Annotated in this window: 16 protein-coding genes; 5 read left to right on the top strand and 11 right to left on the bottom strand. The window is 61.1% G+C overall.

What is annotated here, in order from left to right:
• Positions 1 to 59: 59 nt before the first annotated feature.
• A complete protein-coding gene (locus NXC14_RS15645; protein ID WP_085778914.1) occupies positions 60 to 1,133 on the top strand; it encodes a hypothetical protein in 1,074 nt (357 codons plus the stop codon).
• 16 nt (positions 1,134 to 1,149) lie between these two features.
• On the opposite strand, the gene ychF is transcribed toward NXC14_RS15645, so the two are convergent.
• Positions 1,150 to 2,253, bottom strand: a complete 1,104-nt coding sequence (gene ychF, locus NXC14_RS15640) for a redox-regulated ATPase YchF (protein ID WP_020921909.1) — start codon at positions 2,251 to 2,253, stop codon at positions 1,150 to 1,152.
• Between the two features lie 154 nt (positions 2,254 to 2,407).
• On the opposite strand from ychF, the gene NXC14_RS15635 reads away from it, so the two are divergent.
• From NXC14_RS15635 to clpS, 3 genes are all read left to right on the top strand, one after another.
• Positions 2,408 to 2,686 (top strand): AbrB/MazE/SpoVT family DNA-binding domain-containing protein, encoded by a 279-nt coding sequence (locus NXC14_RS15635; RefSeq protein WP_085778913.1) that lies wholly within the window; start codon positions 2,408 to 2,410, stop codon positions 2,684 to 2,686.
• Positions 2,676 to 3,074 carry a type II toxin-antitoxin system VapC family toxin gene (locus NXC14_RS15630; protein WP_085778912.1) on the top strand — a complete coding sequence of 133 codons (399 nt, stop codon included), beginning with the start codon at positions 2,676 to 2,678 and terminating at the stop codon, positions 3,072 to 3,074. The genes NXC14_RS15635 and NXC14_RS15630 overlap by 11 nt, the downstream gene beginning before the upstream one ends.
• A gap of 91 nt (positions 3,075 to 3,165) precedes the next feature.
• Positions 3,166 to 3,477 carry an ATP-dependent Clp protease adapter ClpS gene (clpS, locus tag NXC14_RS15625; protein WP_085780144.1) on the top strand — a complete coding sequence of 104 codons (312 nt, stop codon included), beginning with the start codon at positions 3,166 to 3,168 and terminating at the stop codon, positions 3,475 to 3,477.
• Positions 3,478 to 3,486: 9 nt separating this feature from the next.
• Here clpS and NXC14_RS15620 read toward each other — a convergent pair whose 3' ends face one another.
• The 5 genes from NXC14_RS15620 to NXC14_RS15600 form a co-directional block, all read right to left on the bottom strand.
• Complete coding sequence (locus NXC14_RS15620) at positions 3,487 to 3,948, bottom strand: GNAT family N-acetyltransferase (protein WP_085778911.1); 462 nt, start codon at positions 3,946 to 3,948, stop codon at positions 3,487 to 3,489.
• Entirely contained in the window at positions 3,945 to 4,676 is a 732-nt protein-coding gene (gene pth / locus NXC14_RS15615) for an aminoacyl-tRNA hydrolase (protein WP_085778910.1), read from the bottom strand. Before pth ends, NXC14_RS15620 begins: the two co-directional genes overlap by 4 nt.
• Positions 4,677 to 4,766: 90 nt before the next feature.
• Complete coding sequence (locus NXC14_RS15610; RefSeq protein ID WP_085778909.1) at positions 4,767 to 5,480, bottom strand: transporter substrate-binding domain-containing protein; 714 nt, start codon at positions 5,478 to 5,480, stop codon at positions 4,767 to 4,769.
• A gap of 24 nt (positions 5,481 to 5,504) precedes the next feature.
• Positions 5,505 to 7,856 carry an EAL domain-containing protein gene (locus NXC14_RS15605; RefSeq protein ID WP_085778908.1) on the bottom strand — a complete coding sequence of 784 codons (2,352 nt, stop codon included), beginning with the start codon at positions 7,854 to 7,856 and terminating at the stop codon, positions 5,505 to 5,507.
• A 234-nt stretch (positions 7,857 to 8,090) separates the two neighbouring features.
• Complete coding sequence (locus tag NXC14_RS15600) at positions 8,091 to 8,705, bottom strand: 50S ribosomal protein L25/general stress protein Ctc (RefSeq protein WP_085778907.1); 615 nt, start codon at positions 8,703 to 8,705, stop codon at positions 8,091 to 8,093.
• 402 nt (positions 8,706 to 9,107) lie between these two features.
• On the opposite strand from NXC14_RS15600, the gene NXC14_RS15595 reads away from it, so the two are divergent.
• Entirely contained in the window at positions 9,108 to 10,658 is a 1,551-nt protein-coding gene (locus NXC14_RS15595; protein WP_085778906.1) for a hypothetical protein, read from the top strand.
• Positions 10,659 to 10,868: 210 nt separating this feature from the next.
• On the opposite strand, the gene NXC14_RS15590 is transcribed toward NXC14_RS15595, so the two are convergent.
• The 5 genes from NXC14_RS15590 to NXC14_RS15570 all read right to left on the bottom strand — a co-directional run bounded on the left by NXC14_RS15590 (position 10,869) and on the right by NXC14_RS15570 (position 15,992).
• On the bottom strand, positions 10,869 to 11,801 hold the full coding sequence (locus NXC14_RS15590) for a ribose-phosphate pyrophosphokinase (RefSeq protein WP_011426263.1): 933 nt from the start codon (positions 11,799 to 11,801) through the stop codon (positions 10,869 to 10,871).
• 105 nt (positions 11,802 to 11,906) lie between these two features.
• Positions 11,907 to 12,728, bottom strand: a complete 822-nt coding sequence (locus NXC14_RS15585; RefSeq protein WP_085778905.1) for a hypothetical protein — start codon at positions 12,726 to 12,728, stop codon at positions 11,907 to 11,909.
• A gap of 102 nt (positions 12,729 to 12,830) precedes the next feature.
• Positions 12,831 to 13,982 carry a Xaa-Pro peptidase family protein gene (locus NXC14_RS15580; RefSeq protein WP_085778904.1) on the bottom strand — a complete coding sequence of 384 codons (1,152 nt, stop codon included), beginning with the start codon at positions 13,980 to 13,982 and terminating at the stop codon, positions 12,831 to 12,833.
• A 5-nt stretch (positions 13,983 to 13,987) separates the two neighbouring features.
• Positions 13,988 to 14,782 (bottom strand): peptidoglycan editing factor PgeF, encoded by a 795-nt coding sequence (pgeF, locus tag NXC14_RS15575; RefSeq protein WP_085778903.1) that lies wholly within the window; start codon positions 14,780 to 14,782, stop codon positions 13,988 to 13,990.
• Between the two features lie 109 nt (positions 14,783 to 14,891).
• Positions 14,892 to 15,992 carry a class I SAM-dependent methyltransferase gene (locus NXC14_RS15570; RefSeq protein ID WP_085778902.1) on the bottom strand — a complete coding sequence of 367 codons (1,101 nt, stop codon included), beginning with the start codon at positions 15,990 to 15,992 and terminating at the stop codon, positions 14,892 to 14,894.
• Positions 15,993 to 16,005 lie beyond the last annotated feature (13 nt).

Genomic DNA, 16,005 nt, shown 5'->3' with positions numbered 1-16,005 from the left:
GCTCTAGTGCTTATAATAGCATCTGCGCGGGCTCAATGATTCCCGGGAGATAAACCGGTATGACGGAACTGAGGTCGATACTAGACGAGGCGGCGCGCCAGGGGCTGATTTCGTCGGAAGCGGGCGGGCGGCTTCTGCCATTTCTGACCGAGCGTGGCGTGTCTGTTGTTGAGACGCAGAAGGCAATCGCAGCCGAGGAGCGGGCCTGGTCGGACACCGAGACGCCGCGCTTCGTGCGCGGCTTTCACGACGTGCTGATCACCGTCGGTGTTATCGTCGCGCTCGTCGGCCTCTGGGGCCTGGCGCCGCTTTACGCCGTGCCGGTCGCTATCATCGTGCTTTCGGAAATCCTGGTGCGCCGCCAGCGGCTCGCCTTGCCGGCTGTCAGCCTGACAATCGCGCTGTTCTGCTGGACATTTTTGCTGATGTCCCGCGTCTTCACGCCATGGACCTCCGAAATCGGGGCGGATCTGACCCAGTTCGTCGCCGGCTTTCCGATCCTGCTCGGCGTCTATTATGCCCGTTATCGCGTGCCCCTGTCGCTGGCGCTCACTATCATGTCGACGCTTGCCTTGGTGCTCACGCTGCTTTTGCGCCTGGTGCAATGGCTCAGCGGCAATCCCACGTTTTTCGTCGATCATCTTGGCGTGCTGGCCGCGGTCGCTTTCGTCTGCGCGCTCGGCCTGTTCGCGACGGCGCTATATTTCGATCTCGGCGACCGGCTGCGACGGACGACGCGTTCGGATATCGCCTTCTGGCTGCATCTCGGCGCAGCGCCGGCGCTGCTCTACAGTGCCGTCTCCCTACTGTCGTTCGGGGAAGCCGGCCGTATCTTCGATCCGGCGAACATGTCGGCCCGGACTCCCGTGGTCGTCGCGACCGTGGCGGCGCTGATGCTGATCGGCCTGGTCATCGATCGTCGCGCCTTCGTCACGTCGGGGCTGCTGTCTCTCGGCGTTGCGATCTTCAGCGTCGTTCGCAAGGGGCATGCGACCGTCGATACCTACATCTTCACGACGCTGATCGTTGTCGGCGCGATCGTGCTCATTATCGGAACGGGTTGGATGCCGCTTCGGCGGCTGGTGCTCAGGGCACTGCCGCCGGCAATCGCAAACAGGCTGCCGCCGGGTTAAGGCGGCAGCTATTTTATCAGGTATTGAAACGGAAGTGGATGACGTCGCCGTCCTGGACGACGTATTCTTTGCCTTCGTCGCGCGCCTTGCCGGCATCCTTGGCGCCAACTTCGCCGTTGTACTTGATGTAATCGTCGTAGGCGATGGTGTTGGCACGGATGAAACCGCGTTCGAAATCCGAGTGGATGACGCCGGCTGCCTGCGGCGCCTTGGTGCCGCGCTCGATCGTCCAAGCGCGCGTTTCCTTCGGGCCGACGGTGAAATAGGTGATGAGGTCGAGCAGCTTGTAGCCGGCGCGGATCAGCCGGTCCAGGCCCGCCTCGTCAAGGCCGAGGGCAGAGAGGAATTCCTTGGCTTCCTCTTCGGCAAGCTGGGCGACCTCAGCTTCGATCGCCGCCGAGATAATGACGGTTTCGGCGCCCTGCTCCTTCGCCATGGCGGCGACGGCGGCGGTGAATTCGTTGCCGGTCGAGGCATCGCCTTCGGCGACGTTGCAGACATAGAGCACCGGATGCGAGGTGAGAAGGTTGAGCCCCTTGAGGATGGCGATCTCCTCGGCATCGAGCTTCGACAGCAGCGTGCGCACCGGCTTGCCTTCGTTGAGTAGCTTCAGCGAGGCTTCCATGATCGGCAGCATCGCCATCGACTCCTTGTCCTTGCCGGTGGCGCGCTTGCGCGTCTGCTCGGTTCGGCGCTCCAGGCTCTCGAGATCGGCGAGCATCAGCTCGGTCTCGATCGTCTCGGCATCGGCGACCGGATTGATGCGGCCCTCGACATGGGTGATGTCGCTGTCTTCGAAGCAGCGCAGCACATGCACGATCGCATCGACTTCGCGGATATTGGCGAGGAACTGGTTGCCGAGGCCTTCACCCTTCGAGGCACCGCGCACCAGGCCGGCGATATCGACGAAAGAAATGCGGGTCGGGATCAGTTCCTTGGATTTGGCGATGTCGGCCAGCTTGCGCATGCGCGGATCGGGCACGGCGACTTCGCCGGTGTTCGGCTCGATGGTGCAGAAGGGGTAGTTCGCCGCCTGTGCAGCCGCCGTCTTGGTGAGCGCATTGAAGAGGGTCGATTTGCCGACGTTCGGCAGACCGACGATGCCGCATTTGAAGCCCATGGCTTGATCCATATCTATTGGTAACTTTGCCCTGCCTATGCGGGAATGGCCGGCTCGGGTCAAGGGTTTGCGGCACGAATCGAAAAAGCAAGGCCAGCCGGCTTGAAGGTAAGGCGGTTTAGCCTTACCTTTTGGCGGAAAGGATACAGCTGACATGGCAACCCTGACAGTGACGGCAAAAGGACAGGTCACCTTGAGAAAAGAAGTGCTTCGGCACCTCGGGATCAAGCCCGGCGACAAAATCGACGTTGATCTCCTGCCTGGTGGCAAGCTTGAGGTCGTTGCGGTCAAAACGCAGCCGGCCAGCGGTTCCATCGAGAATTTCTTCGGAAGTCTCGAGAACAAGGGCAATATTCATGCGACGCTCAGGGAGATCGATGAGGCCATAAAGGCGGGCTGGGCTGGCGAGGTCGGCATCGCTGATGATCGTTGATACGAACGTGCTCGTGCGGGCGGCCGTGGATGACGATCCGAAGCAAACGGAACGTGCAAGGATATTGATGCGCGAGGCTGAAAGGCTGTTCGTCTCCAACCTGACGCTCTGCGAGTTCGTCTGGGTCGTCGGCCGGATTTATCGTAAAAGCGCCTCCGAGATCGCTGCGACCATCCGGCTGCTGATAACCGACAGGAAGGTCGTCTACGACAGAGCAGCTGTCGAGGCTGGATTGTCCTTCCTCGATGCCGGCGGTGATTTCGCCGATGGCGTCATTGTCTTCGAAGGCCGCAGGCTTGGCGGGGAAGTATTCGCGACCTTCGACAGGAAGGCTGCCGCCATCGTCGAAAGCGCCGGGCGAGCCTGCCTGCTGCTCTCGTCGGAGTGATATCCGTCATTGAACTGCCGTGCTGACGATGCAATATAGTCCGGCGGATGTTTCTTCCGCCTTTTCATGTCATCAACGGGTGGATTTTCCGATGACTGACAATGACGTTGCCCTGAAACCGAAGACCAAGGTAAAGCCGAAGCTGGACAAGCCGAAGCTCTACAAGGTCATTCTTGTCAACGACGATTACACGCCGCGCGAATTCGTCATTGTGATCCTGAAGGTCGTCTTCCGTATGAGCGAGGAGACGGGTTACCGAGTGATGATGACGGCGCACAAGCTCGGCTCCTGCGTGGTCGTGGTCTGCGCCAAGGACATTGCCGAGACCAAGGCCAAGGAGGGTATCGACCTTGCCAAAGAGATGGGTTTCCCGCTGATGTTCACCACAGAGCCCGAGGAATAGCCTTTCAGCTCACGGCCGGCGGATCTGATAGCCGGTCTTGTCCTGCAGGAAGCCGCAATTTTCGTAGAACCGCAGCGTCGCCGGGTTCTTCGAGCCGGTGAGCAACATCACCTTATAGCAGCCGGCCTTCCAGGCCTCATTCACCGCATGGCCGACGACGGCGGCGGCATAGCCGCGCCGGCGGTGCTCGGCGTGGGTGACGACGTTTTCGATCAGCGCATAAGAGGCGCCGCCGCGCGTCAAGTTCGGCACGATGATCAGCGTGACGGTGGCGGCGGCGTGAGGGCCGGCAAAGCCGATGAATACGGTCATGCCGGGCTGGGCGAGAATGGCGGAAAAGCGCTCCTCGGCCATGGTCCCGTCGAGAATGGGATCGGTCGGATTCAGATGCCGGTAGAGGACGGTCAACCCCTTGAGATCGTCGGGAGCGGCACTGCGGATGGTAAAATCCCGGTCTGGCACCGGCCTCATTCCCCCTTGTTGCCGAACATCTTTTTCAGCATCTCTGCCATCGGGCCGCTGGTCGGCAGCTTCGGCTGATTGCTGTTGCGGGCCTGGCGGATATGCGACTGGCCGGCCGGCTTCTTGTCGCTGTCCTTGCTTTCCTTTTGCGGCTTCTCTTCCTCGGCCTTGCCACCCAACGCCAGGGCGATCTTGTTCATCAGCTGTGAATCCTCGTTTCGCACCAGCATGTCGGCATTGTCGGCCAGCGTTTCGAGAAGCGGCTCCAGCCACGCCCTGTCGGCCTTGGCGAAATCGCCGAGCACGTGGTTCTGCACCATCTCCTTGACGCCGGGATGGCCGATGCCGAGGCGCAGCCGCCGGTATTCCTTGCCGCAATGGGCGTCCAGCGACCTGATGCCGTTGTGGCCGCCATGGCCACCGCCGGTTTTCAGCCGCGCCTTGCCAGGGGGCAGGTCGAGTTCGTCATAGATCGCGACGAGCTCGGTGGGCTGGAGCTTATAAAAGCGCATCGCCTCGCCGACGGCCTCGCCGGAGAGGTTCATGTAGGTCTGCGGCTTGATCAGCAGGACCTTGTCGCCGCCAAGTTCTCCCTCGGCGATCTCGGCCTTGAACTTCTTTGACCAGGGAGAAAAGCTGTGGCGCCGATGAATGGCGTCGACGGCCATGAAGCCGATATTGTGGCGGTTACCGGCGTATTTGCTGCCGGGATTGCCGAGACCTGCAATGATCAGCATGGCCTGTCATCCTCGCTTGGGCGTTTCTCGACGTTCACCACCCGGAAACGACAGTAAAGTCAAGCGGAAACGGCGAGCTCGGCGGCAGCATCATTCCGAAAGGTTCATGCCGTATTTCAGGAAGATCTGCTTCTGGTTGCCATCAGCAATCAGTTTGTCGAGGGCAGCCTGCATCTTGGCGAGCAGATCGTCGGGAAAACTCTTCTCGCAGGCGATGCCCATGGGCTGGGAGGAGAGCACGGTTACGATCTCCACCGGCTGATCGGCCTTCAGCTTTTCGAAATAGAGTTCGGAGATCGGCATCATGTCGATGCGACCGCTGAGCAGCTTGCGCAGCGTGGCGTTGAAGTCACTGGCGACGTCCAGCTTGGTGAAACCCTTCTCCTTCAGGATCGTCTCGGTGTAGTCCTCGCGCTGGGTGCCGATCGTATATTTCTTTGCTTCTTCGAGATTGCTGGCGGTGACGCCCGAACCCTTGCGGGTGATCAGGATGTTGCGATCGATGAGCAGCGGCTCGACCCATTTGAACAGCGGATCGCGCGCGCTATTGTGGGCGGTGGCGAAAACACATGTCATCGGCGCAGTGCGGGCAAGGCCGAAAGCACGCGCCCAAGGCATGACTTCGATCGTATAGTCGACGCCGATCGCGGCCATCACCTTTTCGACCTGCTCGACCGTCGCGCCTTTGATCTCTTTGCCTTCGCGATAGTTGAAGGGGGCGTAATCCTCGGTCGTGAAAGCAACCGTCTGTGCGTGGGCGGCGCAAGGCAGCGCCAGCCATGCGAGAAGCAGGAGCTTTTTCATCGTCTCGTCTCCTTCGTTCTTCGTTTACGAGGCGCGTGCGACGGCTGATTGCGGGGCCATCAGTTCCTCGATGAGTGCGGCTGCGTGCTGTGGACGATGGAAGAGATAGCCCTGGCCATAGTCCAGACCCATCTGGTGAAGCGTGCGGCATTCCTCTTCCGTCTCGATGCCCTCGGCGATGACGGTGCAGTTCATCTTGTGGGACAAGGTGGTGATGCCTTCGATCAGCATGCGGCTCTTCTGGCGGACGTCGTCATCGCCGTCGTTGATCGCGCGGGTGAAGGACTGGTCGATCTTGATGATATCGACAGGGAAACGGTTGAGGTAGCTGAGCGACGAGTAGCCGGTGCCGAAATCGTCGAGCGCGATGCGGCAGCCGAAGCGGCGAAGCTCGGTGACGATCATGCGAATCTGCGGGTTGTCGTGCATCAGCACGGCTTCCGTGATCTCGACCACGATGCGCTCGGGGCGGATGCCGTGGCGACCGACGATCGCGGCTAGACGGGCCGGCAGTGCCGGCTCGAACTGCAGCGGCGAGAAGTTGATGGCCAGGTAGGTATCCTGCATCCCCGATATGCGAGAGATTTTCGCGAGATTGGAAATCGCCTTTTCCATGATGACGTTGCCGACGCGGACGATCTTGCCCGTCTCCTCGGCGACGCTGATAATTTCGGCTGGCGGCATCAGACCTTTCTGCGGATGGTTAAGGCGCATCAGCGCCTCGAAACCGGCAATGCCGCGGCGGTTGAGATTGACGATCGGCTGCAGGAAGGCTTCAAACCAATTGTCGACGAGGCCGGCTTCGATATTGGCCTCGATTTCGGCGCGGCTGCGGGCGCGGTCGAGCATGGCTTTGTCGAAGAGCTGTGCGCCGTTCTTGCCGTCCCGTTTCTTCGCATACATCGCCATGTCGGATTTCTGCAGCAGCTCGGCCGCGGTCGCGGCGTGATGTGGGTAGATGGCGATGCCGATGGACGCGCTCAGATGCATGTCCGGGGCAAATGGCGTTTCGAAGATTGAGGCGATCTGCTCGCACACCGCCTTTGCGCGCGTTTCGGCGTCCTTCGCAGGCAGCAGGATAGCGAACTCGTCGCCGCCGAGACGGGCCGCCTCGTCGGAGGGGGCAAGATGGGTCTTCAGGCGCTCGACGAGTTCGATCAGCGCCGTGTCGCCGGCAGCGTGCCCCATATTGTCGTTGATCCACTTGAAGCGGTCGAGATCGACGAAGAGGCAGGCGAGTTCCTGGCCGGCGGCGTCTGCGGCAGCGATCTTGTTATCAAGCACCGCCTCGAAGCCTTGGCGGTTGAGAAGCCCGGTCAGATGGTCGGTGATTGCCTGGCGATGGTTGCGGTCCTCCGAAGCCTTGAGCTCGGTCACATCCGTCATGACGGACAGCGAGAGGCGATCGTGAGCGCCGGCGGCCGCTTCCGATTCCATGATGAGGACGTCCATGGTGCGGCCGTCGCGGCAGACGAATTTGACGGTGACCGTCATGCCGTTTTCAGCGTAGCGGCGCTTGACGAATTTATTGCGGCTGTTCGGCGTGACCAGATCTGCAAAATTGCGGCCAATGACGTCCGCGCGACTATAACCGGTGGCGAGCAGCCAATAGTCGCTGACGGCAGTGATGCGGTCTTCCTCATCGAGCGAGAAGAGCATGGCGGGCGTCAGATTGTAGATGTCGGTGGCGCGGCGATGGGCGAGCTTCAGCTCCTTCTCCTCGCTTTCCAGCTTGGTTTGCATCTCGTTGAAGCTGTGGGCAAGCCGTCCCATCTCGTCGTTCGACTGCCAGTCGACATGATGGCGCGAGCCGAGCTGCCGGGTGGCCTCGATTGCCGCCGTCAGACGCATCAGCGGCTGGATGACGAAGAACCGGTTGCCGATCAACGCTGTGCCGAAAACGGTCAGAACCGCGAAGATGAAGATCGAAATGAAGACGACCTCTTCCTGCTTCAGACCGGAAAACAGCCCGAGGGCGGGATAATAGACGCTGATGCTGCCGAGGTTCTTCGGACCGTCGACGGTGTTGTAGATGATGGCACGCGACACCTGCTCGAGCTTGCCGTCAAAGGAACGCGGAATGGTGGATTGGCTGACGTCGAGCTGACCCGACTGATCCCGCACCTCGACCTTGACGATGGCGCCCTGGGAAACGACCGTCGCGCTGATCTGGGTGACGCTTTCCTCATCGAGGTCCCAGAGCGGTTTTGCCAGGGCTTGAGCATTGGCGACAAGAAGAACAGAGATATGGTCGCGTATTTCTTTATCGGCGCGTTCCGAGGAAAGAAAAAGGAAAAGAACAAAAAGCGGAGCGACAAAAACAAGCAGCGCTCCGCAAACAATCCCAAAAAACCTGTTCTCAACGGAATTGTTCATGGTTCCGTCTACTCCCCCAGGCCGGCATATTTGCTGTCGCGCGTTCAGGCCGGCTTCTTCGCAGCTGACGGCCCATGCTTTCATGAATATGTTAAATGTTGCTGAAACGGAGGCTTGGCAGGCAATGAAAAGCCCGCCTTCCCCGTGAACTGGTTCTCGAAAGTTGGATGACGACCTTCGGGAGCCACTTCGCCAGGGATGGCGGGCCATATGCTTTGCAACTGGTCGAAGCGATCAGGCTTCGGCTTCGCCTTCAGCTTCCGCGGCGCTCTCATCGACGCCGGCAGCCGGAGCGACGATGGTCGCGACCGTGAAGTCGCGGTCGATGACCGGGCTGACGCCCTTCGGCAGGGTGACTTCCGAAATATGGATGCTGTCGCCGATCTTCTTGCCGCTGAGGTCGATGTTGAAGAATTCCGGGATCGCATCGGCCGGGCAGTGAACTTCAACTGCGTGGCGGACGATGTTCAGAACGCCGCCGACCTTGAGGCCCGGAGACTTCGCTTCATTGATGAAGTGAACCGGGATTTCGACGGTCACCTGGGTGTTGCCGGAGACGCGCAGGAAATCGACATGCAGCGTGAAGTCGCGGACCGGATCGAGCTGGTAGTCTTTCGGCAGAACCTTGTACTTCTTGCCGTCGACTTCGATGGTCGCCACGGTGGTCATGAAGCCACCGGCGTGAATGCGCTTCGTCACCTCATTGGTGTTGAGAGCGATGGCAATGGGGGCCTGCTTGTCACCATAGATGACAGCGGGAATCAAACCGTTGCGGCGAAGTTCACGGGCGGACCCCTTACCAACCCGTTCGCGCGCCTCGGCCTTGAGCTCGTAAGTTTCCTGGCTCATGGCTATTCCTTTCGAGGTTATTTGGAGAGTTCGGCGGCAGGCAAAAGCCTAGTTCCGTCAAACCGGAGGCGGGTTTTCCCATCCTCATCCGCGTTGCCTCCAAGGGTGTCTACGCGGACCGGTGGCCTATAGTATAAGTCGCCCGGAAACGCAAGTTGCCGATTGCGCCGGTTTTTCGGCGATGGAGGGGCTTTCGCCGGGGCGCTTCATCATCGGAGAGAGCGAACTCGCCCAGATTGCATCCGCACCCATCCCAATGCGAGAACCTTGTTGAAATCACTCGCGATCTGCACCTGGTCAAACGCAAAATTGCCAGTGCTTATCGCCACTTGGCTTGACATTGCCGCGCTTCGCATCTTTGGATGGCCGCAATCAAAAAGTGGCTGAGGAGAAAACCAGACCATGCGTCTCAAACTTGTCACGGCAACGAGTATTCTTGCCCTTTGCCTTTTCACCGGGGCCGAGGGCGCGGAGATCAACCAGGAGGGCGCCAACGCGGTCAAGGAGACCCTGACGAAGCTGCTTCCGCAGGATTTGGCAAAAAGCGGCTTCATCACCGTCAATCCGGCCGGCACGCGCTATGAGGTCATCTACGATCTGGCGAAGCTGCTTACCAAGGCGGATCCGGCGACGTTTACGATCACAGGGTTGACACCGTTTTCGATGTTCGCCACGCCGCTCGACAGTGGCCTCTGGAACATCGAAGGCGACAACAGGCTCAACGTCTCGGGCCATTTCAAGGGTCCAGACCAGAAGCCGACGGATTTCACCTATTCTATCGTGTCGCTTGTTTATTCCGGCGTCTTCGACCCGGCGATCAGCTATCTGCGCTCCGGCACCTTCGCGGCCAAAGACATCAAGGTGGCCAGCAAGACCGAAACGGAGGAGGTCCATGCCAGCATCGCCAGCATGGATCAGAAGCTGAGTTCGACCGACAGCGCAGGCGGCCATGGACGTATCGATTTCGCCGGCAGCGGCTCGATGTCCGATTTCGTCGAGCAGGTTTCCGGCCTGAAAATGCCGCCCATCGAACTTCGTGCCGGCTCGATCAATGTCGAGGCCAAGGTGAATGGCCTACCGGCCAAGCAGATTCGCGAGATGGTCTTCTTCGTGCTTGACCATGTCGATGAGAAGGAATTGAGCCCGGAAAACAGCGACAAGATAAAGGGAATAGTGAAGGAAGCCTTCCCGCTTCTGACCTTGTTCAGCGAGACGATCGGGGTCAACGACCTGACCGTCAGCAGCGAGATGGGCAAGGGCGGCGCCAAGGCATTCGGCTACAACCTCGCCATCGACGGGCCGAGCGACGCCATGCGTTTCGGCTTCGGCATGAATGCGCAGGAGATCAGCCTCGACACGCCGCTAATGCCGGCCGACTATTCGGCCTTCATGCCGAGCAACTTCGATTTCCAGCTCGCGCTTCCGAATCTGAATTTCGCAAGCTTCGGCGACGCCCTCATGGCGATGGATTTCAAAGATTCGGCGTCCGAGAAGACCGGCGAGGAAATGGCGAAGAAGCTCTTCCGCGATGGCCGGCTTGCCGTCGAGTTTCCGAAGATCAGTGCCAAATCGCAGGTCTATGACGTCGATATAACCGGCAGGATCGAAGGTCGCGTCGATACCGAGAAGGACTATTCGATGGAGGCGACGATCCTTGCCCGCGATCTCGACAAGACGATCGCGGCGGTTCAGGAGCTTGCCAAGGCGGACCCCGACCTCAACCAGGTCTCCTTCGGCATCATGATGGTGAAGGGCTTTGCCAAGACCGATCCGGATGGCCGTTCGCGCTGGGACGTCAGCATCAGCCGCGACGGTTCCGTGGCGGTCAATGGCCAGCAGATCAAGGGACCGGATGGTCCGGATCAGGAGCAGGATCAGGGGCTGGAGTCGGACGAGCAGCAGGAACCGGATCAAGGTCAGGACGTAGCCCCTGCGCCGCCGCAGCAGCCTTGAACGTTCTCGATTGGAATTGAACAAGAAAGAGGCCGGCTTGTGCCGGCCTTCAGGCTGCTGACAAACCACTGCAAAAGCCGTGACGCCATCCTCGGCCTTGTACCGAGGATCTGCGCCGGCCGATTAAATATCTGAAAATAATGCTTTCCTGCTAAGGAATTGCAGAGGTCAGATGCTCGGCACAAGGCTCGGCATGACGGAGGAGGCTTTTTAATCGAAGAGGCTGGAGACGGACTCTTCCTGGCTCGTGCGGCTGATGGCTTCGCCGATCAGCGGGGCCGTCGTCACGACGCGGATATTGTGCGCTGAAAGCACCGCCGTTGTCGGCTGGATCGAATCGGTGATGACGAGCTCACGCAGCTTCGAGGAGGTGACGCGGGTGACCGCGCCGCCCGAGAGAACGCCGTGCGTGATATAGGCGGTGACGCTGGAGGCACCCTGGGCGAGCAGTGCGTCGGCCGCATTGCAGAGGGTGCCGCCGGAATCGACGATGTCGTCGATCAGCAGGCAGTCCTTGCCGGTGACGTCGCCGATGATGTTCATGACTTCGGATTCACCTGGCCGATCGCGACGCTTGTCGACGATGGCCAGAAGACAGTCCAGCCGTTTGGCGAGCGCGCGGGCGCGCACCACGCCGCCGACGTCCGGCGAGACGACCATGACATTGCTGAGGTCATAATGGCTCTTGATGTCGCGCGTCAGCACGGGCAGGGCGAAGAGGTTGTCCGTCGGTATATCGAAGAAGCCTTGGATCTGACCGGCATGGAGATCGAGCGTCATGACGCGATCGGCCCCGGCTTCGGTAATCAGGTTGGCAACCAGCTTGGCGGAGATCGGCGTGCGGCCGGATGCGCGGCGGTCCTGACGGGCATAGCCGAAATAGGGAAGAACTGCGGTGATGCGGCGTGCCGACGAACGACGCATGGCGTCGATCATGATCAGCAGTTCCATCAGGTGGTCGTTGGCGGGAAAGGCGGTGGGCTGCACGAGAAAAACGTCCTCGCCGCGCACGTTTTCCTGGATTTCCACGAAGATTTCCTGGTCGGCAAACCTTCGGACACTGGCTCTTCCCAAAGGAACATTGAGATAGTTGCAGATCGCTTCGGCGAGTTGCCGGTTCGAATTGCCTGCGAAAACCTTCATTTTGGTCCGCCTGTTATGCGCTGATAGCCGCGCTTTTTAGTCAGCTTCCCAGTGAATGCAAGGGCAAAGGCGCCACAGACTTTCATATTTGCAAAAAGTTTGTGACTAACCGCCCTGAGTTTGCCGCCAGGAGGTGAATTCCGCGATGGTTTTCGAGGCGATCTGCTGCATCACCGAAGCCGGGACACCCGCCCAAGGGTCGGCGGCGCCCGTCGGTACGCTTTCCTGCCCCTGGATGCGGTGCAGGCGCGCGCCGCCACCGTCGAGAATGTCCCAGACGTAGACCACGGTGACCTTGCCGTCGTCACTGAAGGCAGAGAGATAACCTTTGAGAATGTAATCGCTGCTCGTGTCGTTCGAGCTCTTGATGGAAAGGCCATGGGCGCGCGCCTCGGCGCCGAGCTGGCGCGAGAGCGGAGTCACGGCTTGCACCGGCGCCCCGATGATCGGCAGGAAGCGCACCGTATTGCCGCGCGCGGATGATGTCCCGGGGGTGAGGGCGGCGGTCTGCTGCGGTTGCTGCGCGTCAAGCCGCTGGCCGGGCTGTGTTGGCGATCCGGCGCCGGCGGCAGCCGGCGGCAGCGCCTGTCCCTTGATTGGAGCGGAGGCGGCGGGCGAGGAGCCGTTCCTCGACAGCGCGTCTGCCTGCTCCTGCATCGTCGTCGGGGGCGCGCCGCTGCCGGATCGATAGGTTCTTTGCGATTGATCATAGGCCGGATGATAGCCACTCGGCTGTGTGCTCCCGGCAAAAACCGGCTGGCGGGTGCCGGCCAGACGTTCTGCCTCGCCCTGCGTCACCGGACTTGACGGCGGAGTTCCGGAGGATTCGCCAATTCCGACTTGCGGCGTCAGCGCGTCGGTGGTGTTGCAGGCGGTCAGCAGAGCCATGACGAACAGGAGCGTGGGCACAGTCGCAGCTCGCGTCATCCCGTGATCCGTCCTTCCCACAATCGTATCAGCCCGCCCGGATTTATGCGGGCGGGGATGGTCCTCTGTCAATTCCGGATTCTCACCGGTCAGTCCCGGTCTTCAAAGGCCGATGAAATCGAGCGAATGACGGGAAAGTGTGCGCGGCGCATCCGCCGTCGTCAGGTAGGTCTGTCCGAGCGTCATTGCCGTGCCGGTATCGGAATCGGCAATGATCATGTGCACGAAGAGCGACATGTTCGGCTCGATCGGCTGCGGATTGCCGACATGGAACATCTGGTGCTCCATCCAGGAGGGCGAGAAGCGGGCGCCGAGCGAATAACCGCAAGCATTCAGCCGGTGTCGGGCAAGGCCACGCTCGTCCATGATCCTGGCATGGATGTCGAAGACGTCGCCGAAGGTGTGGCCGGGCTTCAGCACGGTCTCGATCGCCTCAATGGTTTCGCGGCAGGCATTGTAGAGCTCTCGATGGCGTTGCATCGGCTCGCCGATGACGATCGTGCGCATCATGGCGGCATGATAATGCGCATAGGTGCCGGCCCATTCCAGCGTCAGCTGGTCGTTGGCGTCGAGCTTGCGGCGGCCGGCCTTGTAGCGGCAGAGCAGGGCGTCGGCAGAGGAGCCGATGATGAACTCGTTGGCGGGATAATCGCCGCCGCCGGAAAAGACCGCACCCTGCATGGCGGCGAGGATATCGGCCTCGTCGGAGCCCGGTTTCGTTAGCCGGATTGCGGCGTCGAGCGCGTCGTCCGCGAGAGCGGCAGCGCGCTCGACATAGGCGACCTCCGTCGGGCTCTTGACGAGACGAAGACGGCTGACGAGATAGGAGGCGTCGACGATCTGGCCGAAAGTGGTCAACTGCGCGTCGAGCAGGCGGGCAATGCGGCCGGTCATGCCGTGCGTATCATATTCCACGCCGATGCGGGCGCCGAGCAGATCCATCTCGACTAGGAGGTTCTTCAGGTCGAGCGTCGGATCGGCATTGACCCTGTCGACCCAGATGTGGATGTCTTCGAGGATCGAGGTGTGTTTGGCCTGGCGGAGATCGGCCGAGCGGGTGATCAGCGCCATCGTGCCGTCGCTCTTGACGACCAGCGTCTGGAAAAAGCAGTAGCCGAAGGTGTCATAGCCGGTCAGCCAATACATGCTTTCCTGGGCGAAGAGCAGCAGGGCATCGAGCTTTTCTTCCTTCATCTTCTCGGTGAGGCGTGCCAGCCGGCTTGCGAACTCGGCCTTTTCGAAATGCAGTGCCATTCTGCTCAAGTCTCCCTGATTGATATCGCTGAAATCTGGCGGCCGTAGTCCGGCTCGTTGCGATGTGTCGTCCTGCGATAGGAAAAGAAGCGCTCGCTATCCGGATAGGTGCAGAGCCCGAGGTTTTCGGCCTGCACACCAGCCCGCGTCAGCCTGTCGATCGTCAGCGCCGGTAGATCGAACATGGCGCGGCCCGGCGTTGCGGACGGCTTGAAAAAGCGTTCGTAGCCCGGATTTTCGGCGACGAAGCGATCGACGAATTCCGGCCCGACCTCGTAACTCGCCTGACTGATCGAGGGGCCGAGGCAGGCCAGTATGCTGGCGCGATCGGCCCCCAGGGCTTCCATGGCCGCAATGGTGTTTTCAAGAACACCGGTCAGCGCGCCCTTCCAGCCGGCATGGGCGGCGCCGATGACGCGATTTTCGGGGTCGGCAAAGAGGACCGGACCGCAATCGGCGGCCAGCACGCCAAGCGCAATGCCGGGAACTGCCGTCACCAGCGCGTCCGCGTCGGGGCGGGCGCCGTCGTAATCGGCGCCAATCGTCACGACGTCGGGCGAATGCACCTGATGAACAGTTGCCAGCCGCTCGAGCGGCAGGTCGAACCAAGCGGCGACGCGGCGGCGGTTTTCCATGACGTTCCCGCGCTCGTCGTTGGAGCCGAGGCCGACATTGAGACCGCGATAGATCCCTTCGGAAACACCGCCGGCCCGGGTGAAATAACCGTGGCGGATGGTGCCGCCCGTCGCTTCGTTCAGCAGCGGGCTTTGGATCGGTGCGGGAGAGGCCGCGTCCTGCATCTGTAATTCCGGGTTTTCGAGGGGTTTGTTTTATCCCGAGCGCATCGCGTCTGCGGCGCGCTTCAAGTTCCTGTTTCGCGCGGATGTTGGCTCAGCCGCGTGCGCCCTGTCAATCCACCGGGCGAAAGGGCATGAGATCGACGGCAGGATGGGAGACCGCCATCACCTTGAAGAGTTCACCCATCCGGCCCTCACCGGCGCCGGCAAGCCTGTCGACCGCCGATTGAATGACCTGCTGGGTCTGCGGCTCGCGGTCACGCCCGAGGGCTGCGGCGCGTTCGAGAATGCCGAGGCCGGTCAGAAAGTCACCCTGGTGCAGGGCGCCGTTCAGGTGGAGGCCGGCCGTCAGTGCCGTCTCGGCGAGCTGCTGGAAATCGACATGGCTCGTCAGGTCAGCTTCGCCGGGATGGGCGAGCGGCGGGTCGAATTCATGCATGCGCACCGCCTGCAGCGTATCGCCGAAGCCGGTGACGAGATGGCCGTAGTCGACGACCAGCGCCGTGCCGCCGAAGGCGCGCAGCCGCTCGCAGATCGCCATCATCACGGCCTGGCGGGCGGGTGAGATCTCGAAGAGCGTGCCGAGCGGCAGGTTCTGCGCCGGTTCCGGCAGTAGGGCAGGATCGAGGCCCGCGACACCTGCGGCAAAGGTCAGTTCGCCATCGGCGTCAAGCCCGACCATGCGCTCGCGGAAACCCGTTTGCGTGCGGACGAACTGCCGGATCGGGATCGCGTCGAACAATTCGTTGGCGGCAATCAGCGTGAAGCCGGGCGGGACCTCATCGAAGCCACCGTGCCACGCGATCCTTTCGCCATAAGCTTCGAGTGTCTGGCTCTGGACGTCGCGCAGGCGCTCGCTGGTTTCGACGAGATGCACGCTCATCGTGTCAAAGAGCGGCGGGGCGATGCGGGCGATGACACGCAGCATATCCGCCATCATCGTGCCGCGGCCAGGCCCGATCTCTACAAGGCGCACATCTGCCGGCGTGCCGTGGCGCTGCCAGGCATGGACGACGAAGACGCCGATCATCTCTCCGAAGATCTGGCTGACTTCGGGCGCGGTGACAAAATCGCCGGACCGGCCGAAGGGTTCGCGGGTGCGGTAATAGCCGTGCTCGGGATCGGCGAGGCAGAGCGAGAAATAGTCGGTGACGCTGATCGGGCCGTTGGCCTGGATGATCGCCTTGATCTTTTCGCCTAGAGCGGTGGTCATGTCGCGCGTCCTG

The sequence above is a fragment of the Rhizobium sp. NXC14 genome (genome assembly GCF_002117485.1).
Lineage (GTDB): Bacteria > Pseudomonadota > Alphaproteobacteria > Rhizobiales > Rhizobiaceae > Rhizobium.
This window is presented reverse-complemented; position numbering and strand designations above follow the sequence as displayed.

Coding starts and splice junctions, on each gene's coding strand:
- NXC14_RS15645 (WP_085778914.1), top strand. CDS start 60: ATGACGGAACTGAGGTCGATACTAGACGAGGCGGCGCGCCAGGGGCTG.
- ychF (WP_020921909.1), bottom strand. CDS start 2,253: ATGGGCTTCAAATGCGGCATCGTCGGTCTGCCGAACGTCGGCAAATCG.
- NXC14_RS15635 (WP_085778913.1), top strand. CDS start 2,408: ATGGCAACCCTGACAGTGACGGCAAAAGGACAGGTCACCTTGAGAAAA.
- NXC14_RS15630 (WP_085778912.1), top strand. CDS start 2,676: ATGATCGTTGATACGAACGTGCTCGTGCGGGCGGCCGTGGATGACGAT.
- clpS (WP_085780144.1), top strand. CDS start 3,166: ATGACTGACAATGACGTTGCCCTGAAACCGAAGACCAAGGTAAAGCCG.
- NXC14_RS15620 (WP_085778911.1), bottom strand. CDS start 3,948: ATGAGGCCGGTGCCAGACCGGGATTTTACCATCCGCAGTGCCGCTCCC.
- pth (WP_085778910.1), bottom strand. CDS start 4,676: ATGCTGATCATTGCAGGTCTCGGCAATCCCGGCAGCAAATACGCCGGT.
- NXC14_RS15610 (WP_085778909.1), bottom strand. CDS start 5,480: ATGAAAAAGCTCCTGCTTCTCGCATGGCTGGCGCTGCCTTGCGCCGCC.
- NXC14_RS15605 (WP_085778908.1), bottom strand. CDS start 7,856: ATGAACAATTCCGTTGAGAACAGGTTTTTTGGGATTGTTTGCGGAGCG.
- NXC14_RS15600 (WP_085778907.1), bottom strand. CDS start 8,705: ATGAGCCAGGAAACTTACGAGCTCAAGGCCGAGGCGCGCGAACGGGTT.
- NXC14_RS15595 (WP_085778906.1), top strand. CDS start 9,108: ATGCGTCTCAAACTTGTCACGGCAACGAGTATTCTTGCCCTTTGCCTT.
- NXC14_RS15590 (WP_011426263.1), bottom strand. CDS start 11,801: ATGAAGGTTTTCGCAGGCAATTCGAACCGGCAACTCGCCGAAGCGATC.
- NXC14_RS15585 (WP_085778905.1), bottom strand. CDS start 12,728: ATGACGCGAGCTGCGACTGTGCCCACGCTCCTGTTCGTCATGGCTCTG.
- NXC14_RS15580 (WP_085778904.1), bottom strand. CDS start 13,982: ATGGCACTGCATTTCGAAAAGGCCGAGTTCGCAAGCCGGCTGGCACGC.
- pgeF (WP_085778903.1), bottom strand. CDS start 14,782: ATGCAGGACGCGGCCTCTCCCGCACCGATCCAAAGCCCGCTGCTGAAC.
- NXC14_RS15570 (WP_085778902.1), bottom strand. CDS start 15,992: ATGACCACCGCTCTAGGCGAAAAGATCAAGGCGATCATCCAGGCCAAC.